General features: G+C 35.3%; 24 protein-coding genes and 1 other annotated feature. Of the genes, 1 reads left to right on the top strand and 23 read right to left on the bottom strand.

From position 1 onward, the window contains the following. Window positions 1–79: 79 nt before the first annotated feature. Both J5J03_RS20770 and J5J03_RS20765 read right to left on the bottom strand, forming a co-directional pair. A complete protein-coding gene (locus J5J03_RS20770) occupies window positions 80–1162 on the bottom strand; it encodes a M42 family metallopeptidase (RefSeq protein ID WP_208592293.1) in 1083 nt (360 codons plus the stop codon). A gap of 18 nt (window positions 1163–1180) precedes the next feature. Next, complete coding sequence (locus tag J5J03_RS20765; RefSeq protein ID WP_208592292.1) at window positions 1181–1666, bottom strand: dUTP diphosphatase; 486 nt, start codon at window positions 1664–1666, stop codon at window positions 1181–1183. Between the two features lie 127 nt (window positions 1667–1793). Here J5J03_RS20765 and J5J03_RS20760 point away from each other — a divergent pair, with 127 nt between their 5' ends. After that, window positions 1794–2180 (top strand): sigma-w pathway protein ysdB, encoded by a 387-nt coding sequence (locus tag J5J03_RS20760; RefSeq protein ID WP_208592291.1) that lies wholly within the window; start codon window positions 1794–1796, stop codon window positions 2178–2180. Between the two features lie 363 nt (window positions 2181–2543). Here the strand turns inward: J5J03_RS20760 and J5J03_RS20755 are convergent, their stop codons facing one another. From J5J03_RS20755 to speD, 21 genes are all read right to left on the bottom strand, one after another. Beyond that, window positions 2544–3254, bottom strand: a complete 711-nt coding sequence (locus J5J03_RS20755) for an HAD family hydrolase (protein WP_208592290.1) — start codon at window positions 3252–3254, stop codon at window positions 2544–2546. Window positions 3255–3329: 75 nt separating this feature from the next. Continuing rightward, window positions 3330–4019, bottom strand: a complete 690-nt coding sequence (alsE, locus tag J5J03_RS20750; protein WP_208592289.1) for a D-allulose 6-phosphate 3-epimerase — start codon at window positions 4017–4019, stop codon at window positions 3330–3332. A 226-nt stretch (window positions 4020–4245) separates the two neighbouring features. Continuing rightward, a complete protein-coding gene (locus J5J03_RS20745) occupies window positions 4246–5346 on the bottom strand; it encodes a PTS fructose transporter subunit IIC (protein WP_208592288.1) in 1101 nt (366 codons plus the stop codon). Next, window positions 5343–5678 carry a PTS fructose transporter subunit IIB gene (locus tag J5J03_RS20740; RefSeq protein ID WP_208592287.1) on the bottom strand — a complete coding sequence of 112 codons (336 nt, stop codon included), beginning with the start codon at window positions 5676–5678 and terminating at the stop codon, window positions 5343–5345. Before J5J03_RS20740 ends, J5J03_RS20745 begins: the two co-directional genes overlap by 4 nt. 16 nt (window positions 5679–5694) lie before the next feature. Further along, a complete protein-coding gene (locus J5J03_RS20735) occupies window positions 5695–6147 on the bottom strand; it encodes a PTS sugar transporter subunit IIA (protein ID WP_208592286.1) in 453 nt (150 codons plus the stop codon). A 92-nt stretch (window positions 6148–6239) separates the two neighbouring features. Further along, entirely contained in the window at window positions 6240–6677 is a 438-nt protein-coding gene (locus J5J03_RS20730; protein WP_208592285.1) for a PTS sugar transporter subunit IIA, read from the bottom strand. Beyond that, complete coding sequence (locus J5J03_RS22310; RefSeq protein ID WP_208592284.1) at window positions 6667–8160, bottom strand: BglG family transcription antiterminator; 1494 nt, start codon at window positions 8158–8160, stop codon at window positions 6667–6669. The genes J5J03_RS20730 and J5J03_RS22310 overlap by 11 nt, the downstream gene beginning before the upstream one ends. A 760-nt stretch (window positions 8161–8920) precedes the next feature. Next, window positions 8921–9499, bottom strand: a complete 579-nt coding sequence (locus J5J03_RS20720) for a TVP38/TMEM64 family protein (RefSeq protein ID WP_208592283.1) — start codon at window positions 9497–9499, stop codon at window positions 8921–8923. A 55-nt stretch (window positions 9500–9554) separates the two neighbouring features. Continuing rightward, window positions 9555–9806 carry a DUF1294 domain-containing protein gene (locus tag J5J03_RS20715; RefSeq protein WP_208592282.1) on the bottom strand — a complete coding sequence of 84 codons (252 nt, stop codon included), beginning with the start codon at window positions 9804–9806 and terminating at the stop codon, window positions 9555–9557. Between the two features lie 139 nt (window positions 9807–9945). Then, a complete protein-coding gene (gene rplT, locus J5J03_RS20710; protein ID WP_018931300.1) occupies window positions 9946–10302 on the bottom strand; it encodes a 50S ribosomal protein L20 in 357 nt (118 codons plus the stop codon). A gap of 59 nt (window positions 10303–10361) precedes the next feature. Further along, complete coding sequence (rpmI, locus tag J5J03_RS20705) at window positions 10362–10556, bottom strand: 50S ribosomal protein L35 (protein ID WP_208592281.1); 195 nt, start codon at window positions 10554–10556, stop codon at window positions 10362–10364. A 50-nt stretch (window positions 10557–10606) separates the two neighbouring features. Further along, window positions 10607–11113, bottom strand: a complete 507-nt coding sequence (gene infC, locus J5J03_RS20700; RefSeq protein WP_018931298.1) for a translation initiation factor IF-3 — start codon at window positions 11111–11113, stop codon at window positions 10607–10609. 84 nt (window positions 11114–11197) lie between these two features. Beyond that, window positions 11198–11329: a sequence feature (ribosomal protein L20 leader region), on the bottom strand. Between the two features lie 80 nt (window positions 11330–11409). After that, window positions 11410–11964: a GNAT family N-acetyltransferase gene (locus J5J03_RS20695; RefSeq protein ID WP_208592437.1), complete on the bottom strand. Its 555-nt coding sequence runs from the start codon at window positions 11962–11964 to the stop codon at window positions 11410–11412. A gap of 77 nt (window positions 11965–12041) precedes the next feature. Continuing rightward, a complete protein-coding gene (locus tag J5J03_RS20690; protein WP_407927862.1) occupies window positions 12042–12206 on the bottom strand; it encodes a GNAT family N-acetyltransferase in 165 nt (54 codons plus the stop codon). A 270-nt stretch (window positions 12207–12476) separates the two neighbouring features. Next, window positions 12477–14420 (bottom strand): threonine--tRNA ligase, encoded by a 1944-nt coding sequence (thrS, locus tag J5J03_RS20685; RefSeq protein ID WP_208592279.1) that lies wholly within the window; start codon window positions 14418–14420, stop codon window positions 12477–12479. 392 nt (window positions 14421–14812) lie between these two features. Beyond that, a complete protein-coding gene (locus tag J5J03_RS20680) occupies window positions 14813–15661 on the bottom strand; it encodes a putative sporulation protein YtxC (protein ID WP_208592278.1) in 849 nt (282 codons plus the stop codon). 93 nt (window positions 15662–15754) lie between these two features. Next, the gene (gene dnaI / locus J5J03_RS20675) at window positions 15755–16690 is read right to left on the bottom strand and encodes a primosomal protein DnaI (RefSeq protein WP_208592277.1); all 936 of its coding nucleotides are present in this window, start codon (window positions 16688–16690) and stop codon (window positions 15755–15757) included. A 10-nt stretch (window positions 16691–16700) separates the two neighbouring features. Continuing rightward, a complete protein-coding gene (locus J5J03_RS20670) occupies window positions 16701–18068 on the bottom strand; it encodes a replication initiation and membrane attachment family protein (protein ID WP_208592276.1) in 1368 nt (455 codons plus the stop codon). A gap of 22 nt (window positions 18069–18090) precedes the next feature. Further along, a complete protein-coding gene (nrdR, locus tag J5J03_RS20665; RefSeq protein WP_208592275.1) occupies window positions 18091–18564 on the bottom strand; it encodes a transcriptional regulator NrdR in 474 nt (157 codons plus the stop codon). A 21-nt stretch (window positions 18565–18585) separates the two neighbouring features. Continuing rightward, on the bottom strand, window positions 18586–18975 hold the full coding sequence (locus J5J03_RS20660; protein WP_208592274.1) for a cytosolic protein: 390 nt from the start codon (window positions 18973–18975) through the stop codon (window positions 18586–18588). Window positions 18976–19738: 763 nt separating this feature from the next. Next, window positions 19739–20116, bottom strand: coding sequence for an adenosylmethionine decarboxylase (gene speD, locus J5J03_RS20655; protein ID WP_208592273.1), 378 nt, complete (start codon window positions 20114–20116; stop codon window positions 19739–19741). Window positions 20117–20263: the final 147 nt, after the last annotated feature.

The following is a 20263-nucleotide window of genomic DNA, read 5'->3' as shown; positions in this document are numbered from 1 at the left end:
TACTGATAACTCTAAAGTAAAGCACGAACATCAAAATTGATGTTCGTGCTTGTCGTATATCAATTTTGATTGATCACAATTAAGAAAAAGTAATATTATCTACCGTATCTTGATCTAAATTTTTAATAACTTCGACAATTAATTGTACAGCATTTTCGAAATCATTTTGATGCAAAATTGCAGCATGTGTGTGTATATATCTTGTAGCAATGGTTATCGATAAAGCCGGTACCCCATTTGCAGTTAAGTGAATCGAACCAGAATCAGTTCCTCCACCAGCCAAATGGCCATATTGATATGGAATTTGCTGCTGATCTGCTGTCTCAACAACAAAATCTCTTAATCCTTTATGAGATACCATAGAGGCATCGTACAGAATTATTTGCGGGCCATCACCTATTTTACTATCTGCGTCTTTATCTGAAACGCCTGGTGTATCTCCTGCAATACCAACATCAACTGCAAAACCAATGTCAGGTTCAATTGTATATGCAGAGGTTTTTGCGCCTCGTAATCCGACTTCTTCCTGTACGGTTGCAACACTATAAACACGGTTAGGGTGATCTTCTCCTTTTAATCTTCGTAATACTTCGATCGCAATTGCACAACCAATACGATTGTCCCATGCTTTGGCAAGTAATAATTTTTCGTTTTTCAATGGAGTAAATTCGAAGTATGGAACAACAGAATCGCCAGGTTTAACACCAAATTCAGCTGCTTCTTCTTTACTTGATGCACCAATGTCAATAAACATATCTTTAATATCCACTGGTTTCTTGCGAGCTTCCGCTGAAAGGATATGAGGAGGTTTTGAACCAATTACCCCTGTAACATCTCCACTTTTAGTTAGAATAGTGACACGTTGAGCCAGCATCACTTGACTCCACCAGCCACCAACTGTTTGAAAATAGACAAAACCTTTATCATCAATCCGTGTTACCATAAAACCAACTTCATCCAAATGGCCAGCTACCATTATTTTTGGACCGTTTTCGTCCCCATTCTTTTCGGCGATTAAACTTCCAAGATGATCGGTATAGACTTTATCAGCATATGGTGAAATCCATTTCTTCATGACTTCACGTGCTTCTCTTTCATCTCCTGGAATAGCCCGTGCATCTGTTAGTTCTTTTAACATCGTTAATTGCTCATAGTTTGACATAAAATTTCCTCCTAGAAATTAATAACCTTGATTTTGTCTTTCAAAGTTAATTTTATTTTTATCCACATAAGCTTTTTTTATATCATTTGCAGAAAAGCCTAATTTTTCGCCTAAAATTAAATATGTATCAAAGACAGCTCTATACGCTTCAACCGACTGTTCTCCCTTTAACACAGAAATGGAACGGAAAACGTGATGAAACAAGGATGTCAAATCTTCATCACTAGCTTGATTACTTGACTCATATTGATCTACTCCTAATTCCAATCCTAATGATAAGATGAAGTGAATGCCATCCACATATTCCTCGGCGATAACAGCCTTCTCACTAGCTGGCTTTACACTCCAATACTTGAAGCACCTTGTTTCATTTGCTAATTCGCCAACTTCTACCAAGAGCGCTAATACCTTTTTATCAAAAACATTTTCGTTTTTCAAATCATGTTGTGCTAAAATATAGTTATCTAATTCTCGCTGCATATCAAAAAGTGTTTGCCAATTCATATAGTTCTCCCTCTAGTTTTTGGATTTATTCTCATATTATAGCATGTTTGGTTTATTTTTTTGAAACCAAAGCATCGATAAATTCGTAAGCCTATTTAGAAGTCTTGTATTTTAGGAGTTGATGTTCGTGATCGTTATTCTTTTTCGTTTTTTAGTAGTAATTGCTATGATTGTATTAATATATACTGCCTATAAATATATCGTTAATCCAAAGAGGAAACTGGAAGTTGCGCAGGAAAAAAATGAATTCTATTTTCTTGATTACAATGATAATATTAAGAAAAACTTTTTTATTACGTACAAAGGCTTTTTATTTGAAGGGGAAAAGTATTTAGGCACAACAGAAGATGCCTTTGAAGTGATTAACATCGTGATGCACACGAGAAATCCAGAGAAATTGAAAGGATTTGAGCGCAAGGATCTCTATTTCTTAGAGGAAGAGATACTGATTCGATATCCTCACGCTAACATTGATTGGAAATATCCTATTAACAAACTACATTTTAAATCATAACAAGGTTGGTCTCAAAGCATTAGGTAGCATGAAAAGCGAAATTGAGAAACTATAACCCCTCTAAGATATGAAAAGCGCAAAGTGCCCTCTTAAAACGTAGTGTCTGGACTGTAGCAACTGAGATAAAGGAATCACTGAAAAAAGCGAACCGATTATGACTTATCGTAGCACGCTTAGGGAATTCGCCAAGTTTATGGCGCTTGGAGCTATACATCTGTCTGTTTATACTTTCTTTGACAAGAAATAAACGGGATTTTTAATTTTTAAAACCCCGTTTATTAAGGTAGCGAATACTAATCCATTTAAACAACTAGCATAACAACTGGAATATTAAACAGGATTCAAGATACAAATAGTACCATGTTAAACAATATCTAATTGCCTAAGATTAGTAATTTCTAAGTAACCTTCTGTATGACGTTGTGGATCTCGATGGCGGTGGTTGAACCATATCGGATACCAATTAGTATGAAGAGCACCTTCCACATCTAGATTCCATGAGTCGCCTATATAATAGCACCTATAATTCTCTAGTTGACAGCGCTCATGTACAAAATGGAAAATTTCAGGTTGCGGTTTAGCGAGACCTATTTCATTGGATATAAAAATATGGTTATCGGAGAAATATTGATCTAACTCCAACGTCTTTATTTTGTTCGTCTGCCCTTCAGTTGTTCCATTAGTAATTATTCCAATGCACACGTCCTTGTCATTCAATTCACGCAAAAGAGCTTCAACATCAGGTGGGAGTGAAATTTTAGCTTGTTCTGCCTCATATTGTTCTTGCAGTCGCTTGCCTTCATCCGTTGATATTATTAAGTTAAAGTCCCTGGCAGCAAGCTGGTATCTCTCGATTCTAATTTCTTGAAGTGTTTTTTCTCCTTTAAGATATTCTTTCCACAAACCATCAATATATTGTCGAGTGGCTGAAAAGAATGAATCAATTTCATTGCCCAGTGTTTGTGATATATGAGGCAGTTCTTTTTGCAGTGCGCTTGCAAATGGTGCCATTAAATCATATAACGTATCATCTAAATCGAAAAAAATTGCTGAAGACGTTGAATCAATTCGCATTTATATCATTACCTCCATATACTAAGGTATTTGCTACCAAATTTTTATTGTTCTTGTACCACCATGATTTCATTTTTATAATATTACTTTTCCAGTCATTTCTTCGTAATCATTACTCATGATTTCCCACGATTTTTTGATATCTTCATCTAACCCAAATAATCCGCTTCGACCAACGATATAAATATCAGGACCTGCTGCATCAATTCTCTTAAATGTTTTTCGATTGGAAGATCCATCCATCTCAATGACGTAGTGATAACCCTTTTCTTCTCGTAATTCTCTTAAAACTACAATTTTATCTAGTGTACTTTCAATAAATCGTTGTCCGGCAAAGCCTGGATCAATTGTCATAATCGTAATTTTATCTACTAATTCAATATAAGGAAAAATCGCTTCAATTGAGGTTTCAGGATTTAATACTACTCCTGCTTTTAATCCCGCATCATGTATCTGATCAATCAATCGAAAAGCCAAACCATCAAGTACTTCTGCATGCATACAAATCCAATCGCACTTCACATCAATTAATTGTTGAACCCAGAAGCTAGGATCAGTTACCATAAGATGACCAGATAAAGGTAAATCACTTATTTTTCGTACTTCTTCGATAAACCAAGGAGATAAGGTTATATTTGGAACATAATGCCCGTCCATAATATCAATATGATAAGAATCTACATGACTGTTTAAAAAAGTAATTTGTTCCTTAAATTTATCTAAATCCATTGTCATCAGTGAAGGTGAAAATTCTACTTTTCTCATATTCTATTTATTCTCCTTTTATTCATTATATTTAACAATTTTCTATGCAATTTGATTTTTTACTGCTAATGGCCCCGAAACGAAACAAGATAGAGCTAACCCAATAGCAATATAGGCGACTATTAAACTTAATCAGAATTTTTAATTTTATTTAAGTTTGTTATCTTTCAATATCTTCAATTTTTACTGCAACAAAAAATTCAGTTAAATACACTCATATTTATAATTAATAGACTTTAATATCATCTAAATCAATATCGTCTTCCTCAGTTTCTGTTTGCGTCGACATTTCCTCTTGAGTCTTATTTTTCTTAATTAAAGCCAAGGTCAATCCCGTTACAAGAATATTTACTAGTAGTGCTACAACTCCTGTCCACGGATTCGTCATAGTTGGTAACATCAATACTCCACCAAATGGTACGGTTGCATCTGCTCCTAACAACATCGATACAGCACCACCTGCCGCACCACCTACAGCTGTTGCAATCACACAGCGAATAATATCATTCATCACAATTGGAATGACACCTTCAACAATATTAATAACACCCATTGGAACTGCTGATTTCAATGTTTCCGTTTCTAATGTTGTATAAATATTTTTTCTAAACAATTTTGCTATAAAATAAGCTAATCCAAAGCCAATTGGTGTTGCTGTATTGACTAATTGTAATGCTGTAATTGGTCCATTAATACCTTCTGCTTGCATGGTCAAAACAAAGGCAAACACAGTTTTATTAATTGGACCACCGAAATCAACTCCACTCAATAAACCTACCACTCCACCAAATACTAATAATGAAGAAGAGCCTAAGCTGTTTAATGCATTGGTTAATAACGAAGTAAAAGCAGCAATTGGCGAACCAATAATGTAAACCATAATTACCCCACCAATGATGGATGTTAAAAAAGGTATGATTAAAGTTGGCATTAATCCTTTAGCCCACTTAGGAACTTTCAAATATTTCAAAATGGCAACCGCAAGATACCCCGATAAGAATCCTCCTAAAATTCCACCGATGAATCCAGCACCAATTGCATTAGCTGTTAGACCAATGATAAAACCTGGAGCTATCCCGGGTTTTCCTGCGATGGAGTAAGAGATACCTGTAGCAATGACTACGGGTAGTAAACCTAAACCCGCTCCCCCCATTGTTGCTAAAGCATCCCAAAAGGAAAATTCACCTTGTATTAATTGATCTTGACTAGTACCTCCAAAGCCCATCCCAATTGCTATTAAAAAACCCGCTCCACACACAATTGGAATCAAATAGGAAATCGCAGTCAGTAAATGACCTTTAAGATTCAATTCTTTGATTTTTTTCATTTGCTTTCCCTCTCTTGATAACTCTGTTCAACAATTTTCTCTACTTTTTCAATCAGTTTATTCGGTGATTTCACAGCAACTTCAGTGGGAACTTCAATAATCCGCTTTCCTTCAAAACGTTCTCGATTTGAGATTTTAACATCGATTGCTAGAATAACAACATGAGCTTCAGCAATCTGTTCTGCAGTTAACTCATTTTCTGTTCCTATTGTTCCTTGTGTTTCTATGGCAATTTCATGACCTGCTTTTTTTGCGGCATTTTCTAATTTTTCTTGAGCAATATATGTGTGTGCGATTCCGACAGTACAAGCAGCAACTCCTACTATATTCATAAATATTTCCTCCTTTTTATTGACCGAAAGCTTCTTTTACATCTTCAGCATTTTTTGACTGTAACAAGTTTTCAACTACTTCATCATTTCCTAATTTTCTCGCAAATAATGATAATAATTTTAAATGATTTTGTGCTCCATCATTGTCATTTCCAACAGCAAAAAGGATGACCCCTTTTACTCCATTTCCATCCAAGGTTTCCCACGGGATTTCATCCTCATTAATCCCTATAGCTACTCCTATTTTTTTCACAAAACTACTTTTTCCATGAGGAATAGCAATATAATTACCGATACCAGTTTGGCCCTCTGCTTCTCTCGCATAAATGTCTGTCATGAAACCATTAACATCGCTAATGTATTCATTTTGTAATAATAATTCTGCTAATTCTTTTAATGCATCATCTTTATTTTTCGCATGCATATTGGTTTTGATCGTTTCTAAATCTACTATATTATCTATTTCCACCTTTTTCTCTCCTCCTGCTTTTAATTGTGATATTTGATACCTTTCTAGTGCAATACACATGTGTGCGTTTCCAACAGTACTTACAACAACTCTTATATTCTTATAATTTCTTGTTCAAAATTATATTTTTCCTTACTATTCAATAATCGGTTTAAATACTCTTCATCTGCTAATGTCCTAGTAAATAGGGATATTTTTTTCTTTATATGCTCACTTTCGCTTCTCTTCAATAAAAGAACAATTAATAAGCGAATATCTTCTATATGATCATCCCAAGTCAATATTGGCTTAGCTAAGCGAATGAATATAATTTGACTATTCTTTACATGATCGCTTTCGATATGAGGTAACATTACGTGTTCAGCTATTAATGTACTACCTGCTTTTTCTCTTCTAATAAGTTGATTGACAACTTCCTCTTTGATAGAAATGTTATTTTGGCATACAATGTTAGAAATAAAATTGTGTACTTCTTTCTTTGTTTCTAACTCACAATTAAAGTAAACTTGATAGAATGAATTATCGTTCAAGGTAAATCTCCTCTATCTTTTTTTGAAGTCTCTTTTGATCCTCCATTGTAAATAACGCACTTACCAATAAATAATGAATAGGCACTTCAGCCTCCATATGAACTGTACTTAAGATCAATTCAACATCGGCGTGTTTCTCTTTAATCATTTGCATATTACGAGTTGCCATTACATCAACGATCTCTAATTCAGGAAATTTTTTTGATACTTTTACTTTTAAAAGGTCTGAGGTTCCAATTCCAGTAGTACACATGATAAGTGTTTTGATAGGCCGTTGATATTGGCTCGTTTCAATAATTTTAGCAAAATACAGAGTTATAAAACCGTTTTCATCGTCATTAATCGTCGGTAAGCTGAATTTTTCACTTACAAATTTAGATACGTTCGTTACATCCACGAATATCTCTTCATAGGTTGTCTTAATTTCGCTTAATAAGTTGTTTCTAATTCGAATTTTATGTTCTAACCTATTAAGCATTGGTTTAATATGGTTGGCTAAATCAATAAATATAGACTGTTTTTCTATATCAATCCCTAATTTAATACTCATTTCTTCAATATATACTTTCGTCACTTGAATAACTTCGGATGAAAGAGTGGTTGTTTGTACAAAAGATCCTTGCATCCTTGATGAAACTAAGTATTGATAAAGAAAATAAATCTCAATATCTGGTAAATCACTGTTTAGATATTTTTTAATATTATTGACTATGACTTTTGCAACCCCATACAAAACGGGATCATTTTCCATATTTTTTATTCCATCTTTAGCCATTTCATCAGTAAAGTTGCAAGCAGGAATTTTTCTTGAACGACTTAGTAATATATACAAGTGTGAGAAAATGTTTACATTATATGGATAGGGAATGGTAATAGCTAAATATTCCTCAATATTTCTTAATTGATCCAATATAAACAAAACGTCGTACTTATTGAAATTAAGTTCTTTATTATTCTTTAAATCATCAATATCAATAATATTAAATATCTCAATAATGTCCTTTATAGCCTTCCTAATATTAAACTCTTCCCCTAGTATTGCTAGCGTTTTGTTTTTTCGTTCTAAAGTTAAATTGTACTTTTTCAGTTCTTCACTCATTACTTGTTCATCATTAAAGATAACTGAATCACCTACATAATATTTGTTAAATAAGCGATATATATTGATAGGTTTAGGTGAATACAATAATAATTCTTCCATAATTCGTTTACGTCTCTCTGAAGGAGAAAACTGATTCTCTTTGTACTTCTTATTGATTTTTTGATAATTAATGAATTTTTCGTAATCTAGTTTATACCCTCTCCCTTTTTCAGATAGAATTAATGAACCTCCTTCATGATCATCATTTATTTTTTTAATAAGACGATATACTGTTTTTTGAGAAACATTTAATATTTCTGTTAAATTCTCTGATTTTACGTAATCTTGATTTTTTGAAAGAAACAGTAATAGCTTTTGTTCACGATTATCTTTTGAACTCACAGCCCCCCTCCTTCCTACTTTTTATAATAACTCAATTTATAGAAAACGTTTCACTAGTCTTTGACCGTTGCAACGGTCAATTTATTGACATTTCTTAAAATTTTTCTGAGATAGTTAAATTAACATTATATAGTGGTCGTACCAAAAGTTCGATAAAAAGGATCAACTCGGTTAAATTTGCAACGTTCTGGGACAGCAATTGCTCGTCCCATCGATATTTTTTTGCTACAATGTAACGATTACGTCCTATCATATCGCCAATGTGGAACTCAGTGCACCTTTTTTATTGGACTTTTGAGCATCACCTAGTAGAGGCAAGGAAATAATCCCTTGCCCCCTGTGTTACATCATTCGTATGATCTTTCAAATCCTTAGATGGTGATAATATGATAATTCCATTTGCATTACTCTACCATGGAGAAGGCAATTTATCATTTAATATCACAAATAATAGATACAAAATCAATATCCTGCCTCTAACAAACCAGTGTAGATCAAGCAATAGCGGAATAGCAGGAAGTTAGCATTTGTTTATTCCCCCACTTAGCTTCTTTGCTTATGCCAGATTTTTAAAGTGGAAGGAGTACAGACGTTTACATCTTGATAAAAATTAAGGATCCACACTAACCGTTGATCTAGCATGGACTCCTTTATTGATGCTTTCTCTATTAGATGAATCTTCCATCAGTGATCTACTAAACTTATCAAGTGTTAGCCTCATTTATTTTTTGATTTACAGACAAATTGCACCTATGTATTCTTATGCTGTATTTTGCTGAAAAAAGGTTTGCCATTTAATAATTACCTGTTTTCTTCTGACTAAATAGGCAAGAATTAATACCATTACTACAAGTGGAATCGCATAATAGATGGATATTTCTTGGATCGTTTTACCTAAAGTAGTATAAAAACAAGCTACAGGTATAACCGTTAAAAATGTTGTCCTTAAATAAGAGGAAAAACTTACGGATTTTTTATATATGCAGAAGGACATAAGGTGGAAGTGGATAAATGGCAGCATTCTTAATAACATAATTTGAATGGTATTTAACGATAGTTCATTACCTAACAACTTTTCTTCCAACCGTTTACAGCGTTTTTCAATGGCAGGCAACAAATGAATGATCAGGTAAAAGATAATACTCGAAATCATTAAACCAATAATGGAATATATCGTGCCAGCTAACAAGCCAAACACAAGCCCACCGGTAATACACAGCAGCAAGACTGGAATAAAAAATAGTGGGCGAAGGATATGAACCATAATAAAAAGCACAGGGGCTACAAATGCATAGCTTTCCATTACTTTTATTTGGCTAAGCATTTCAATTGGCATCATTCATCAGCTCCTTCTACAAAACTATATGACAAGAGACGAGCCTTTATGACAGCCATTACATGAAAAAGATGATGATCCATATCCATTGAATAATCGCAATAAAAGGTAAACCGATTAGAAATAATGGATGTTTCGTTTTATGTCGACATACATACATCCCGATAGTCGCTCCCAGTGCTCCACCAATAATAGCAAAGAACCAAATTCGTCCTTCCGGTATACGCCATTTATTCTTTCTTGCTTTCCTTTTGTCTATCCACATAGTAAATAACGATATGATATTAATAATTGCTAAATATATTAACATTTGCTTCACAACCTTAGCCTGTTTGTAATTATGGATATAATTGATCGATTTCTGTTTCTATATCACGGTTTAAATTTTTTATAGTACTAAAAACGGATAGCTCCGTTATCAGAACTATCCGTAATCATCTGTAACTATCTTATTTTAAAGCAGATTTTGCTTGGTCTGCTAATTGTGCAAATGCTTTTTCATCATTTACAGCTAAGTCAGCTAGCATTTTACGGTTTACTTCAACACCAGCAAGCTTTAATCCGTGCATGAAACGGCTGTAAGAAAGGTCGTTCATACGTGCCGCAGCATTGATACGAGAAATCCAAAGTTTACGGAAATCACGTTTTTTCTGACGACGGTCACGATATGCATATTGACCTGATTTCATTACTTGTTGTTTTGCAGTTTTAAACAATGAATGTTTTGAACCATAATAACCTTTAGCTAGCTTTAATATACGTTTACGACGTTTACGTGTAACTGTTCCACCTTTAACACGTGCCATAATAATTCCCTCCTATAAATCAACGAATCTGTTGTAAATGGTTTAGTAAATAATCGACCTTATTTAGGTAGCATTTGTTTAATGCGTTTGTAGTCTCCAGCTGATACAAGAGCGGACTTACGAAGTTTACGCTTTTGTTTTTGAGACTTGTTTGCAAACATGTGACTTGTATATGCGTGGGAACGTTTTACCTTCCCAGAACCTGTCTTTTTCATTCTTTTAGCTGTTCCGCTGTGTGACTTCATTTTTGGCATTATTACTTCCTCCTTGAAACTAAATCTATTTAACTCACCGCTTGAGCTAGTTATTTCTTTTCGTTTACAGGTGCAAGCATCATGAACATACTGCGACCTTCCATTTTTGCTTTCTGTTCAACAGTGGAAAGGTCTTTACATTCTTCTGCCATACGTTCTAATACTTTTTGACCTAATTCTTTATGGGTAATCGCACGTCCACGGAAGCGAATAGAGACTTTTACTTTGTCTCCTTTTGTTAAGAATTTACGCGCGTTACGAAGCTTCGTATTGAAATCATGCTCTTCAATACCTGGGCTTAAACGTACTTCTTTCACGTTAATTACTTTTTGTTTTTTACGTGCTTCTCTTTCTTTCTTCTGTTGCTCAAAACGGTATTTACCGTAGTCCATGATACGACATACAGGTGGTTTTGCTTTTGGTGCCACCAATACTAAATCAAGGTTTCGTGTTTGAGCAATGTCCAACGCTTCTTGACGAGATTTTACTCCTAATTGATCCCCATTTGAATCAATGAGACGCACCTCACGTGCACGAATACTCTCATTGACATTCATATCTTTGCTAATAATCAGCCACCTCCGAAATTTAATAAAAAGCGTAATGAAACATGATCATTTTAACTAGACAAGTTTAAAATATTCATAAAAAAAGTGTCGGTACACATACTGCACCCACACATCCTAAATTTCATTACAAATAAGTCGGATTTGTACCTGTCAACTACAGTTGTGCGTCAATCAGGTGAGAAGCGGGTGCTTCTACTTGTCTCTTGTGATCATATTTAATTCACTTTATACATATTATCATCTGAAATATTCCATGTCAATAGTTAGCTCAAGACAAAATCCAATTAATAATTTTGGATTTCCTCCCACTCTTCACGCAGGATGCCCATCTTAATAGCATCAAAATATTCCCCATTCACTATACGTGCTTTCCTAATTCTTGCTTCTTCTTTCATTCCAACTTTTTCAGCAACTTTGATCATTCTTGTATTTCCAGACCATGTAGACATACCTAAACGATGTATGTCCACAGACTCAAAAATATAATCAATCCAACGTTTATACGCGTCACTGCCATTACCACCGTTCCAATAGTTGCTATCATATATGACAATTCCTGTTTCAAGCCAGTTTGTCTGTTTATCTATCCAATAGGAACCAACATACCCAATTGCTTTGTCATCACATTTGATCACTAGCGCCGCTGGAATTCCTTGCACGATCTCTTGTTTCCAATTCATTCGGTACTCTTCTTTAGGTATGTTCTCTTCTGGAATATATGGTCCATTCCACTTCTTGGCTTCTTGGTTAGGTTCGACGTATTTCCAATAGTAAAGTATATCTATGTCACTACTAGTTGGCTGCTCCAAAGTAATTTTATTCCCTTTTATTCTATCCATTTGCAAAAGTTTTTCCTCCTCCTTGTGTAGCATAAAATGAGACTTCCGTCAGTGAAAATTTGAGGGGCGATTCAGACTTATAGTAGTTTGGCCATGTAATATTCATCAAGATATTCGTTTTCAACCAACAATGCTTTTCGCTTTGTTCCTTCTATTTCAAAACCTATTTTTTTATATAGTGCCACCGCCGATCTGTTTGAAGCAGCTACTGTTAATTCCATTCTTCTACTTCGACCTGTCACCAACTACATACCTCTTTATTTTAACATAAAATACCATAATAGAAACTTCAACATCTGTTTTTCGCATGTCAAAAGTGAGGTGCGAGAAATCTAATTCTGTTCGGTAAATATAGGATTTAATCCGAGTGATCCAACTGGTAAGTTCACTGATGATCGCCAAATAAAGTGAAGAATGATTAGCACCGTAATAAATCCAATGAATTCTCCGTAATCGTGCCCAACATTCAAAAAAATAGCCCAAATCACTCTCGATTTGGACCATTCCCATAACTACTTGCGCAATTTTTTATTTTGAATTTCATCAGTGATCAATGATTTAAATGTATCAAGCTCAATTGTTTCTGAATCTTTTTCTCCGTAGCGACGGACGTTAACGGCATTTGCTCCTACTTCTTTATCACCAACGATCAAAGCAAACGGAATTTTGGCAGTTTGTGCTTCACGGATCTTATAACCAATTTTCTCATCACGGTGATCTACTTCGACACGAACACCACTCATGCGTAATTCATCCTCTACTTTTTTCGCATAGTCAGCATGTACTTCCGCAGAAACTGGGATCACACGTGCTTGGATCGGTGCTAACCATGTTGGGAAGGCACCTTTATATTCTTCGATTAAGAAGGCAACAAAACGCTCCATAGTCGATACAACTCCACGGTGGATGACCACTGGACGGTGTTCTTTACCATCCTCACCGATATAGGTTAAGTCAAATTTTTCTGGTGAGTTAAAATCTAACTGTACAGTAGACAAGGTTTCGTCCTTACCAAGTGCTGTTTTCACCTGAACGTCTAGCTTCGGCCCGTAAAAAGCCGCTTCACCTTCAGCCTCTACATATTCAAGATTCATGTCATCCATTGTTTCTTTTAATAATCCTTGTGCTTTCTCCCACATTTCATCATTATCAATATATTTTTCTGTATCTTTAGGATCACGATAAGACAAGCGGAAATAGTATTGATCAATACCAAAGTCTTTATAAACATTCTCCACTAATTTCACAACACGAATAAATTCTTCTTTCAATTGATCTGGTCGAGCAAAAATATGTGCGTCATTTAAGGTCATAGCGCGAACACGTTGCAATCCTGCCAATGCACCTGACATTTCATGGCGGTGCATCATACCCAATTCAGCAATCCGCACTGGTAGATCTCGATAGCTGTGCAACTCATGGTTATATATCATCATGTGGTGCGGACAATTCATTGGGCGTAAGATTAATTCTTCATTATCCATTTCCATTGGGGGGAAATTATCATCTTTATAATGATCCCAGTGTCCACTTGTTTGATATAATTCTTTACTACCAAGTACTGGTGTATAAACATGGTTATAACCAAGACGCTCTTCAAGATCAACGATATAACGTTCAATAGTACGGCGTATTGTTGCACCATTTGGTAACCATAATGGTAATCCTTGTCCTACTTTTTGGGATACTGTAAAAATACCAAGTTCTTTACCTAGTTTACGGTGATCACGCTCTTTTGCTTCCTCACGCAAGCGTAAATATTCGTCTAGCTGGCTTTGTTTTTCGAACGCTGTACCATAAATACGTTGCAGCATTTTATTATTACTGTCACCACGCCAATAGGCACCGGAAATGCTAAGTAATTTAAATACTTTTATCTTACTTGTTTGTGGTACATGGACACCTCGGCAAAGATCAATGAATTCTCCTTGCTCATAAATAGTTACTGTTTCATCCTCAGGAATCGCATCCAGCAGTTCCAGCTTTAATTCATCGCCGATTTCTTCATAGATGGCTTTTGCTTCATTACGACTTACTTCTTTACGAACTACTTCTAAATTCTCATCAACAATTCGTTTCATCTCTTTTTCAATACGTGGAAGGTCTTCAGGTGTAATGGTTTCGTCCATATCAATATCATAATAAAAGCCATCTTCAATGGTTGGTCCAACACCTAGCTTAACATTATCATACAAGCGTTTAATTGCTTGTGCCATAAGATGAGCTGTCGAGTGTCTTAAAATATCTAGGCCCTCATCCGTTTTTATGGTAATGATCTCGATTGCACCATCAGTCGCTAATGGTGTACGCAAATCGTAAAGCGTATCATCCAATTTAATCGCTAATGCCTGCTTTTTTAGACCTGGTGAAATCGATGCAGCAATCTCTTCACCAGTTGTTCCATGATCAAAGGGTTTTACAGTTCCATCTGGAAACGTAATATGAATCTTACTCATTTGTACACTCTCCTTTTTATATTAAACTGATATAAGTAATTGTGGGCCTTCAAGTCTTCAAGTGTTGATCACTCAAAACTTTTGAACATTAAAAAACGCCCGTCCCCCTACGAAAAAAGTAAAGGGACGAGCGTTATACCCGTGGTTCCACCCAATTTTCCACACTTAAACGTGTAGCTCATTGACAATCGATAACGATGATGAATCGCTACTAATTACTAGCTCAAGCATTCCTTAGTAGTGCTTAGAGGTGGTAATAGAATGCGGTCATACAGGAAGCTTTCAGCCAGGGCTTCCCTCTCTTATCCGTATGCCATACACGCTATTGTGTCCTCATCTTCGCATGTTTATTAATGTTATGCGATTTATTATAACGATTGTCGACGAAAAAATCAAGATTCTTTTTCATCAGCATGATAAAAAGGAAAATATTCAGTCGGATAAAACGAACATCTTTCTTGAAATATAGTGATTATCGTATGAGTTCTCGATTCTGCCTGATCTTCCCCATACATATAAATATGGCTTGGCGCCAACATAATTAGTGGCGAAATATCCCATTCTTCTTGTTCTAAACCGAAAATAAATAACGGAAAGCGTGATTTTACTTGTTGTAAATCTTCCATTGTATAGACTTCCCCATTATCCCTGAAAATTCGGAACCTTTCACCTTGCAATACATGAACAACCTCTTCTTCCGGTGACTTGCGTCTGACAAACTCTCTAATCGAGTGAATAAAATCTTGATACTCTTCCTCTCTCTTAAATTCATCTATTGCCAGACCGACCATTTCCGTTAATTGGTCGATATAGTGATGTAATCTGAAATGAACAATCGAATCAAAGCGGATAAAAGAAGAGTCTATTTGTAAGGAGAAAATCGTCGTTAACGTGTCTCGCAATTCATGTTGATGGATTCGGTCCTCATAAACAGATTCATCTTTTTCCAATAAAGATCTGGCAATGGCTGTTATTCTCTCGATCTCCTCTTCACTTGAAAAATAATACTTTTTCATTAATATATGCTGAATCATAGAAGTTTCGCGACACTGAATAAATACCATACTTAACAACGGAGCAAGATGTTTTTTTGTTTCCTCCCAATTCAAGTCTTGCAACAGGTTAAGCTCTACAAGATTTTTTTTGGTTCGTTTACGTGTAGCTTTCCAATTGTCATTTTGTTTTGCTAACTGATAAAACACCTCTGCTTCGTTGTCATGCTCAAAATATACTTCTAACACATATCATCACCCTCACCACCATCGAACTGGTATATTATATGGATGATGATGAAAAAAAATAACCTCTGTCCAAGGATTAGACAGAAGTCATGGTTATTCATTCGTTCGATAACGATTCGTTAATTCCATTGGTTTACTAAGCTGGGTAATTCGCTCAATGATTCTTCCTGCTTTTATCGTTTCTACATCTCCTCTGTTAGAAGTAGATAAATGATCCTCTAATTGTTCTAAATTATAATTTGAAGTAAAGAAAACAGGTAGTTCTTCCATCATCCGATATTGCAAGATAGCGCCAAGCACTTCATCTCGGAACCAAGGTGATATCGACTCAGCCCCAATATCATCAAACATGAGAACCTGTACTTTTTTAAAACTTTCAATTTTCGACTGAAAACTGTCATTTCCAATGGAGGCCTTTATCTCTCTTACAAACTCCGGCATGTAAATAATGTCTGATTGAATGTATTGTTTTTTGAGCTCGTTAGCAATAACACCAAGTATATAAGATTTCCCCGTTCCGAAAGGTCCATGAATATATAAGCCTCGACGAAATTCCCCTTTAGAGTAATTTTGTACGAACTCAATAATCTCTCTTATGACTTCCTGGCGCTCATAAGCATTACGATCCATATTTGCTAAGTCAGCTTCTTTAATCTGTTTCGGTATATATAAACTACGAACCAATGATTCTTTTGCAAGCTGTGCTTCCTCATGGACTTTATTTTTACATTTGTCGTATCGCAAAGAGATATCTTTGCCGTCAATATCTAAATGAGGCGTATAACCTTTTAGGATATTTTTACAACCTTCTAGGTTAGGGCAATCCGCACAATTTTTAGATGCCTGTTGATATTCGTATAATTTCATTAAATTGCGGTTAATATCTTGTTCATCTATTTCAACATGTTCACTTAATTTTTGTTTGATTTCTGGATCATTGATAACTTTATTCCGTTGTTCGGTAAAATTATCTTTCATTTTTTTATTTTCTTTCATCCATTTTTTCATGGCAGATTGAATTGGTTCCATGATTATCACCCTATTCTTCATTCGCTTGCTGCGCTAAATATTGTGCAAGCATTTCATCCGTTTCTTTAGCAAGGCGTTCTTTTTCCTCTGTCGAAGTTTCTTTTTTTGTCTGTTGCTTAGTTTGCTGTTTTTGTTTTTTATACCAATCAGGTACAATGTCTTTTTTGGTATTTTTATATGAAAATCTTTGATTACTTTTTGAATTATTGGTCCATTGCTGATATTTCTTGTTTTCAGACTTGGCAAGTGTCATAGCTTGTCTGACTGTTTTTACATTTTTTCGCGCCCAATGACTGGCGATCTTCTCTAAATAACTTTTAGAAAGCTTCATATCTGTTTTTAATAAAACATAATGAATTAGAACATTCATGACACCTGGGTTTAAGCCCTGGCTTGTCATAACTTCACTGATCACTTTCAAGTCTTGTTGTGATGCCTGATTTCCATCTGCAAGATCTTCTAATAGTTGTCTTGGTGAAATGTGTTCTAGCATTTCAATGAATTGTTCTTCTTTTGATTTTTTCGTTGTTTTTGACGATTTTTTAGGTATTTTTTGTTTGTCAGAACTAATTTGGATAGACACTTGTTTGTTGGATCCGCTAATAAGATCCATACAAGCATTTTTAAATTCTTCAGTTTGTAACTCGTTTGCGTCATTGATAGACCAAAGCAATGCTTTTTCTATATCTTGATTGTGTAAATCATATGCAACATACATTTGATTAATCAGTTTCCTTGCTACCGGAGTTAAGATCGATTGAACAGGCAACATCCGTTGTTTTAACATTTGCTCTAACCATTCAAAGTCCACTTTCTCTTGTATTGGCACTTCCACAATTTGCTCTCCCGCTTGCAAATCAGACGGATTTGGTTGTTGATCAACAAGTTGAAATACTTCCTCGAACCTTGCCGTCGTTTCTTTTTCTTCTCTTCTTTCACCTTCTTGTTTAACAAAAGCATGTTTTACCTTTTTAAACTTATCACTGCCAAGCTGATGATATAATAAGTGACTTAAAAAATCATTCTCAAAAAAACGAGCTGGTGATTGAGGTGGATGTAACAGATAATGATAAGCCTTATGTTCTTGTTGTTCTTGTTCAAATGTTTGCAATAAGCCAATTGCTTCTAGTTTTCTTCTCGCTCTATAAATACGATCGAGTGGTAAACCAATATAATTCATCAACATATGATGTGTTTGGAAGGTAGTAGATAATGTCGACTCAGTGTACAGTGTTTGATAAAGGGATAGCGCATCAATACCGATAAGAGGTTGATACAAGTGTGTTAATGCATTGGTATAGGATAGTGGCAGTTCCTGAGACATTTCGACTATATATAGTTCTGATGGTAGTATTTTTCCGATGTCGCCGAGTTCCATATACATAGCCCCTTCCTATCCATTAATCGTTCTTATCATTATTATCATTACGTATTAGGTCCTTCAATTCATCTAAAAATACACTGATATCTTTAAACTGACGATATACAGATGCAAATCGCACGTAAGCTACTTCATCAACATCAGCCAAGCGATCCATTACCATTTCACCGATCTCATCACTTTTCACCTCGGATGTTCCTCTGTTACGTAATTCCTTTTCAATTTCCACTGCGATGTGTTCTAACTGTTCAAGTGCTACAGGACGTTTTTCGCATGCTCGTATTAAGCCGCGCATTAACTTATCACGACTATACTCTTCCCTTGTACCTTCTTTTTTAACTACAATTAACGGTACTTCTTCGATACGTTCAAAAGTAGTAAAACGAAAATTACATGATTCACATTCTCTTCTTCGTCGAATCGAACGTCCTTCTTCAATTGGCCTGGAGTCTAAAACCTTTGTATTTTTATAGTGACAATGTGGACAGCGCAATCTCAATCATCCTTCGTTACATTATTCTTTCGTACCAATAAAGTCTAGCTCTTTTTTTATTTTATCATAAAGTTTAGGAATTAATTTATGGCTGTATCCAAAATCAAATGGAATGGCTGATTCTGTTGTAGCTGAAATATCAATGGCCGTACGATAAGGCTTTACCATAATAATAGTCATGATTACAAACACTTTTCTACCTGCCTTATAATTAAAGCTAATTTCCCCATGATCCTTTGAGATACCAACAATTTGACATTCTTTCATATTACGGAAAAGTGGCTCTAATTTATCGAATGCTTTATCTTTTGTTGTTTTAAAATAGTGTGTTTGCAGTGCAGGGTCCCAATGCTTGTCTCTCGTTTCTGAATGATTATTAAAATTCTTATTCAACGTGTTACGAAATGACATAAACTTACACCTCATTATGTATTATTGTTTACTTTTAATTGTAACATGTTTTTAAAAAGAAAACGATTAATCTCCATTAGAAACAGCCAATTACCTAATGATTACAACTCTCATTAAATGACCATGACAATAATATACGCCCCTACCCCGTTCTCTAATAGATAGTAGATATATACTGCGAAGTAATGAAAATACTGTTTGTTCGAAACTAAATGTACAGTCACCTATGAAGTAATTTTGACATGTATCGTGATCATAACCGCCACTCCGGCTGCCCACTTCCCTTTCCGTGGGGTTTGCCCTTCAGCTAACTTTTTCGAGCAAAAACCGCTCGAAAAAGTGGATCTTCAGGTCAAACAATTCCCACAGGAGTGAAAGTGGGCGGCCTTCGTTAATATTTGCTCCACAACGCTAATCCGAAATCAACCAGTCGATTTCTCCACCATATGTATTTCCATGAGTTCTATCCTTTCTATAACCAGAGCACAACAATAGCGTAGGCAGAATACGGAGATTCCTGTGGGACAGTGAGAGCTGAAGATCCACTTTGCAAAGTGGTTTTCTTTGCAAAGTTAGCTAAAAACCGCCCACGGAAAGCGCAGTATTCTGCCGAAGCGTATGACAGCACTCATCTAAATGCAGTACGGGAGAAGAGTAAATCCATGCACGTTACTGCGCAGTATATAAATGTTGTTCATCATTCTTCAAAAGTAAAAACCCGTTTCATTGGTTCTCGAAACGGGTTCTCTCGTTTTCAGCCTGCTTATTGTACTTTTATATTTTTCATTTGGACAGCACCCATACCTCTAGGCACTTCCATTTTTTCTGCCGATTTGGCTTCTAATTGTTCTTCAATATATGCAACCGCAACGTTAGGATCAATAATATCACCACAAGTATATACATCAATACTTGCATAACCATGCTCCGGAAAACTATGAATCGTTAAATGGGACTCTGAAATAATGACCACACCGCTTACGCCAAAAGGTGCAAATTTATGAAAAGCAACTTCTCTCACCTCAGCTCCTGCTTTAAGTGCAGCATTCACAAAAGTTCTTTCGAGAAGTTCCATATTATTTAACATGTCAATATTACATTCCCATAATTCAGCTATTACATGTCTTCCCATTGTATCCATATATTTCTCCCCCTTGTTCACTAATTCTTTCAAATAATAATGCCTGATATGCCTCGGGGGAAAGTTAGTCCAAAGAGGTCCTAACCCTTTAAGCACTCATTCGGTTGCCATTATTCAAAAGTTCTTGTTTCTAGCTAATCATTCCTT

Origin of the sequence: Gracilibacillus suaedae, from assembly GCF_017599345.1 — a bacterium.
Classification (GTDB): domain Bacteria; phylum Bacillota; class Bacilli; order Bacillales; family Amphibacillaceae; genus Gracilibacillus; species Gracilibacillus suaedae.
The sequence above is the reverse complement of the archived record's forward strand: the minus strand, read 5'-3'. Positions and strand labels throughout refer to the sequence as shown.

What these genes read in the sequence shown, in the direction of transcription:
- dnaI (WP_208592277.1), bottom strand. Translation starts at nt 16,690, where the DNA reads ATGGAACCAATTCAATCTGCCATGAAAAAATGGATGAAAGAAAATAAA.
- thrS (WP_208592279.1), bottom strand. Translation starts at nt 14,420, where the DNA reads ATGAGTAAGATTCATATTACGTTTCCAGATGGAACTGTAAAACCCTTT.
- J5J03_RS20715 (WP_208592282.1), bottom strand. Translation starts at nt 9,806, where the DNA reads ATGTTAATATATTTAGCAATTATTAATATCATATCGTTATTTACTATG.
- J5J03_RS20720 (WP_208592283.1), bottom strand. Translation starts at nt 9,499, where the DNA reads ATGATGCCAATTGAAATGCTTAGCCAAATAAAAGTAATGGAAAGCTAT.
- J5J03_RS20670 (WP_208592276.1), bottom strand. Translation starts at nt 18,068, where the DNA reads ATGGAACTCGGCGACATCGGAAAAATACTACCATCAGAACTATATATA.
- speD (WP_208592273.1), bottom strand. Translation starts at nt 20,116, where the DNA reads ATGGATACAATGGGAAGACATGTAATAGCTGAATTATGGGAATGTAAT.
- J5J03_RS20765 (WP_208592292.1), bottom strand. Translation starts at nt 1,666, where the DNA reads ATGAATTGGCAAACACTTTTTGATATGCAGCGAGAATTAGATAACTAT.
- infC (WP_018931298.1), bottom strand. Translation starts at nt 11,113, where the DNA reads ATGAATGTCAATGAGAGTATTCGTGCACGTGAGGTGCGTCTCATTGAT.
- J5J03_RS20740 (WP_208592287.1), bottom strand. Translation starts at nt 5,678, where the DNA reads ATGAATATAGTAGGAGTTGCTGCTTGTACTGTCGGAATCGCACACACA.
- alsE (WP_208592289.1), bottom strand. Translation starts at nt 4,019, where the DNA reads ATGAGAAAAGTAGAATTTTCACCTTCACTGATGACAATGGATTTAGAT.
- rplT (WP_018931300.1), bottom strand. Translation starts at nt 10,302, where the DNA reads ATGGCACGTGTTAAAGGTGGAACAGTTACACGTAAACGTCGTAAACGT.
- J5J03_RS20755 (WP_208592290.1), bottom strand. Translation starts at nt 3,254, where the DNA reads ATGCGAATTGATTCAACGTCTTCAGCAATTTTTTTCGATTTAGATGAT.
- J5J03_RS20745 (WP_208592288.1), bottom strand. Translation starts at nt 5,346, where the DNA reads ATGAAAAAAATCAAAGAATTGAATCTTAAAGGTCATTTACTGACTGCG.
- J5J03_RS20695 (WP_208592437.1), bottom strand. Translation starts at nt 11,964, where the DNA reads ATGGATAGAATAAAAGGGAATAAAATTACTTTGGAGCAGCCAACTAGT.
- J5J03_RS20660 (WP_208592274.1), bottom strand. Translation starts at nt 18,975, where the DNA reads ATGTCATTTCGTAACACGTTGAATAAGAATTTTAATAATCATTCAGAA.
- J5J03_RS20770 (WP_208592293.1), bottom strand. Translation starts at nt 1,162, where the DNA reads ATGTCAAACTATGAGCAATTAACGATGTTAAAAGAACTAACAGATGCA.
- rpmI (WP_208592281.1), bottom strand. Translation starts at nt 10,556, where the DNA reads ATGCCAAAAATGAAGTCACACAGCGGAACAGCTAAAAGAATGAAAAAG.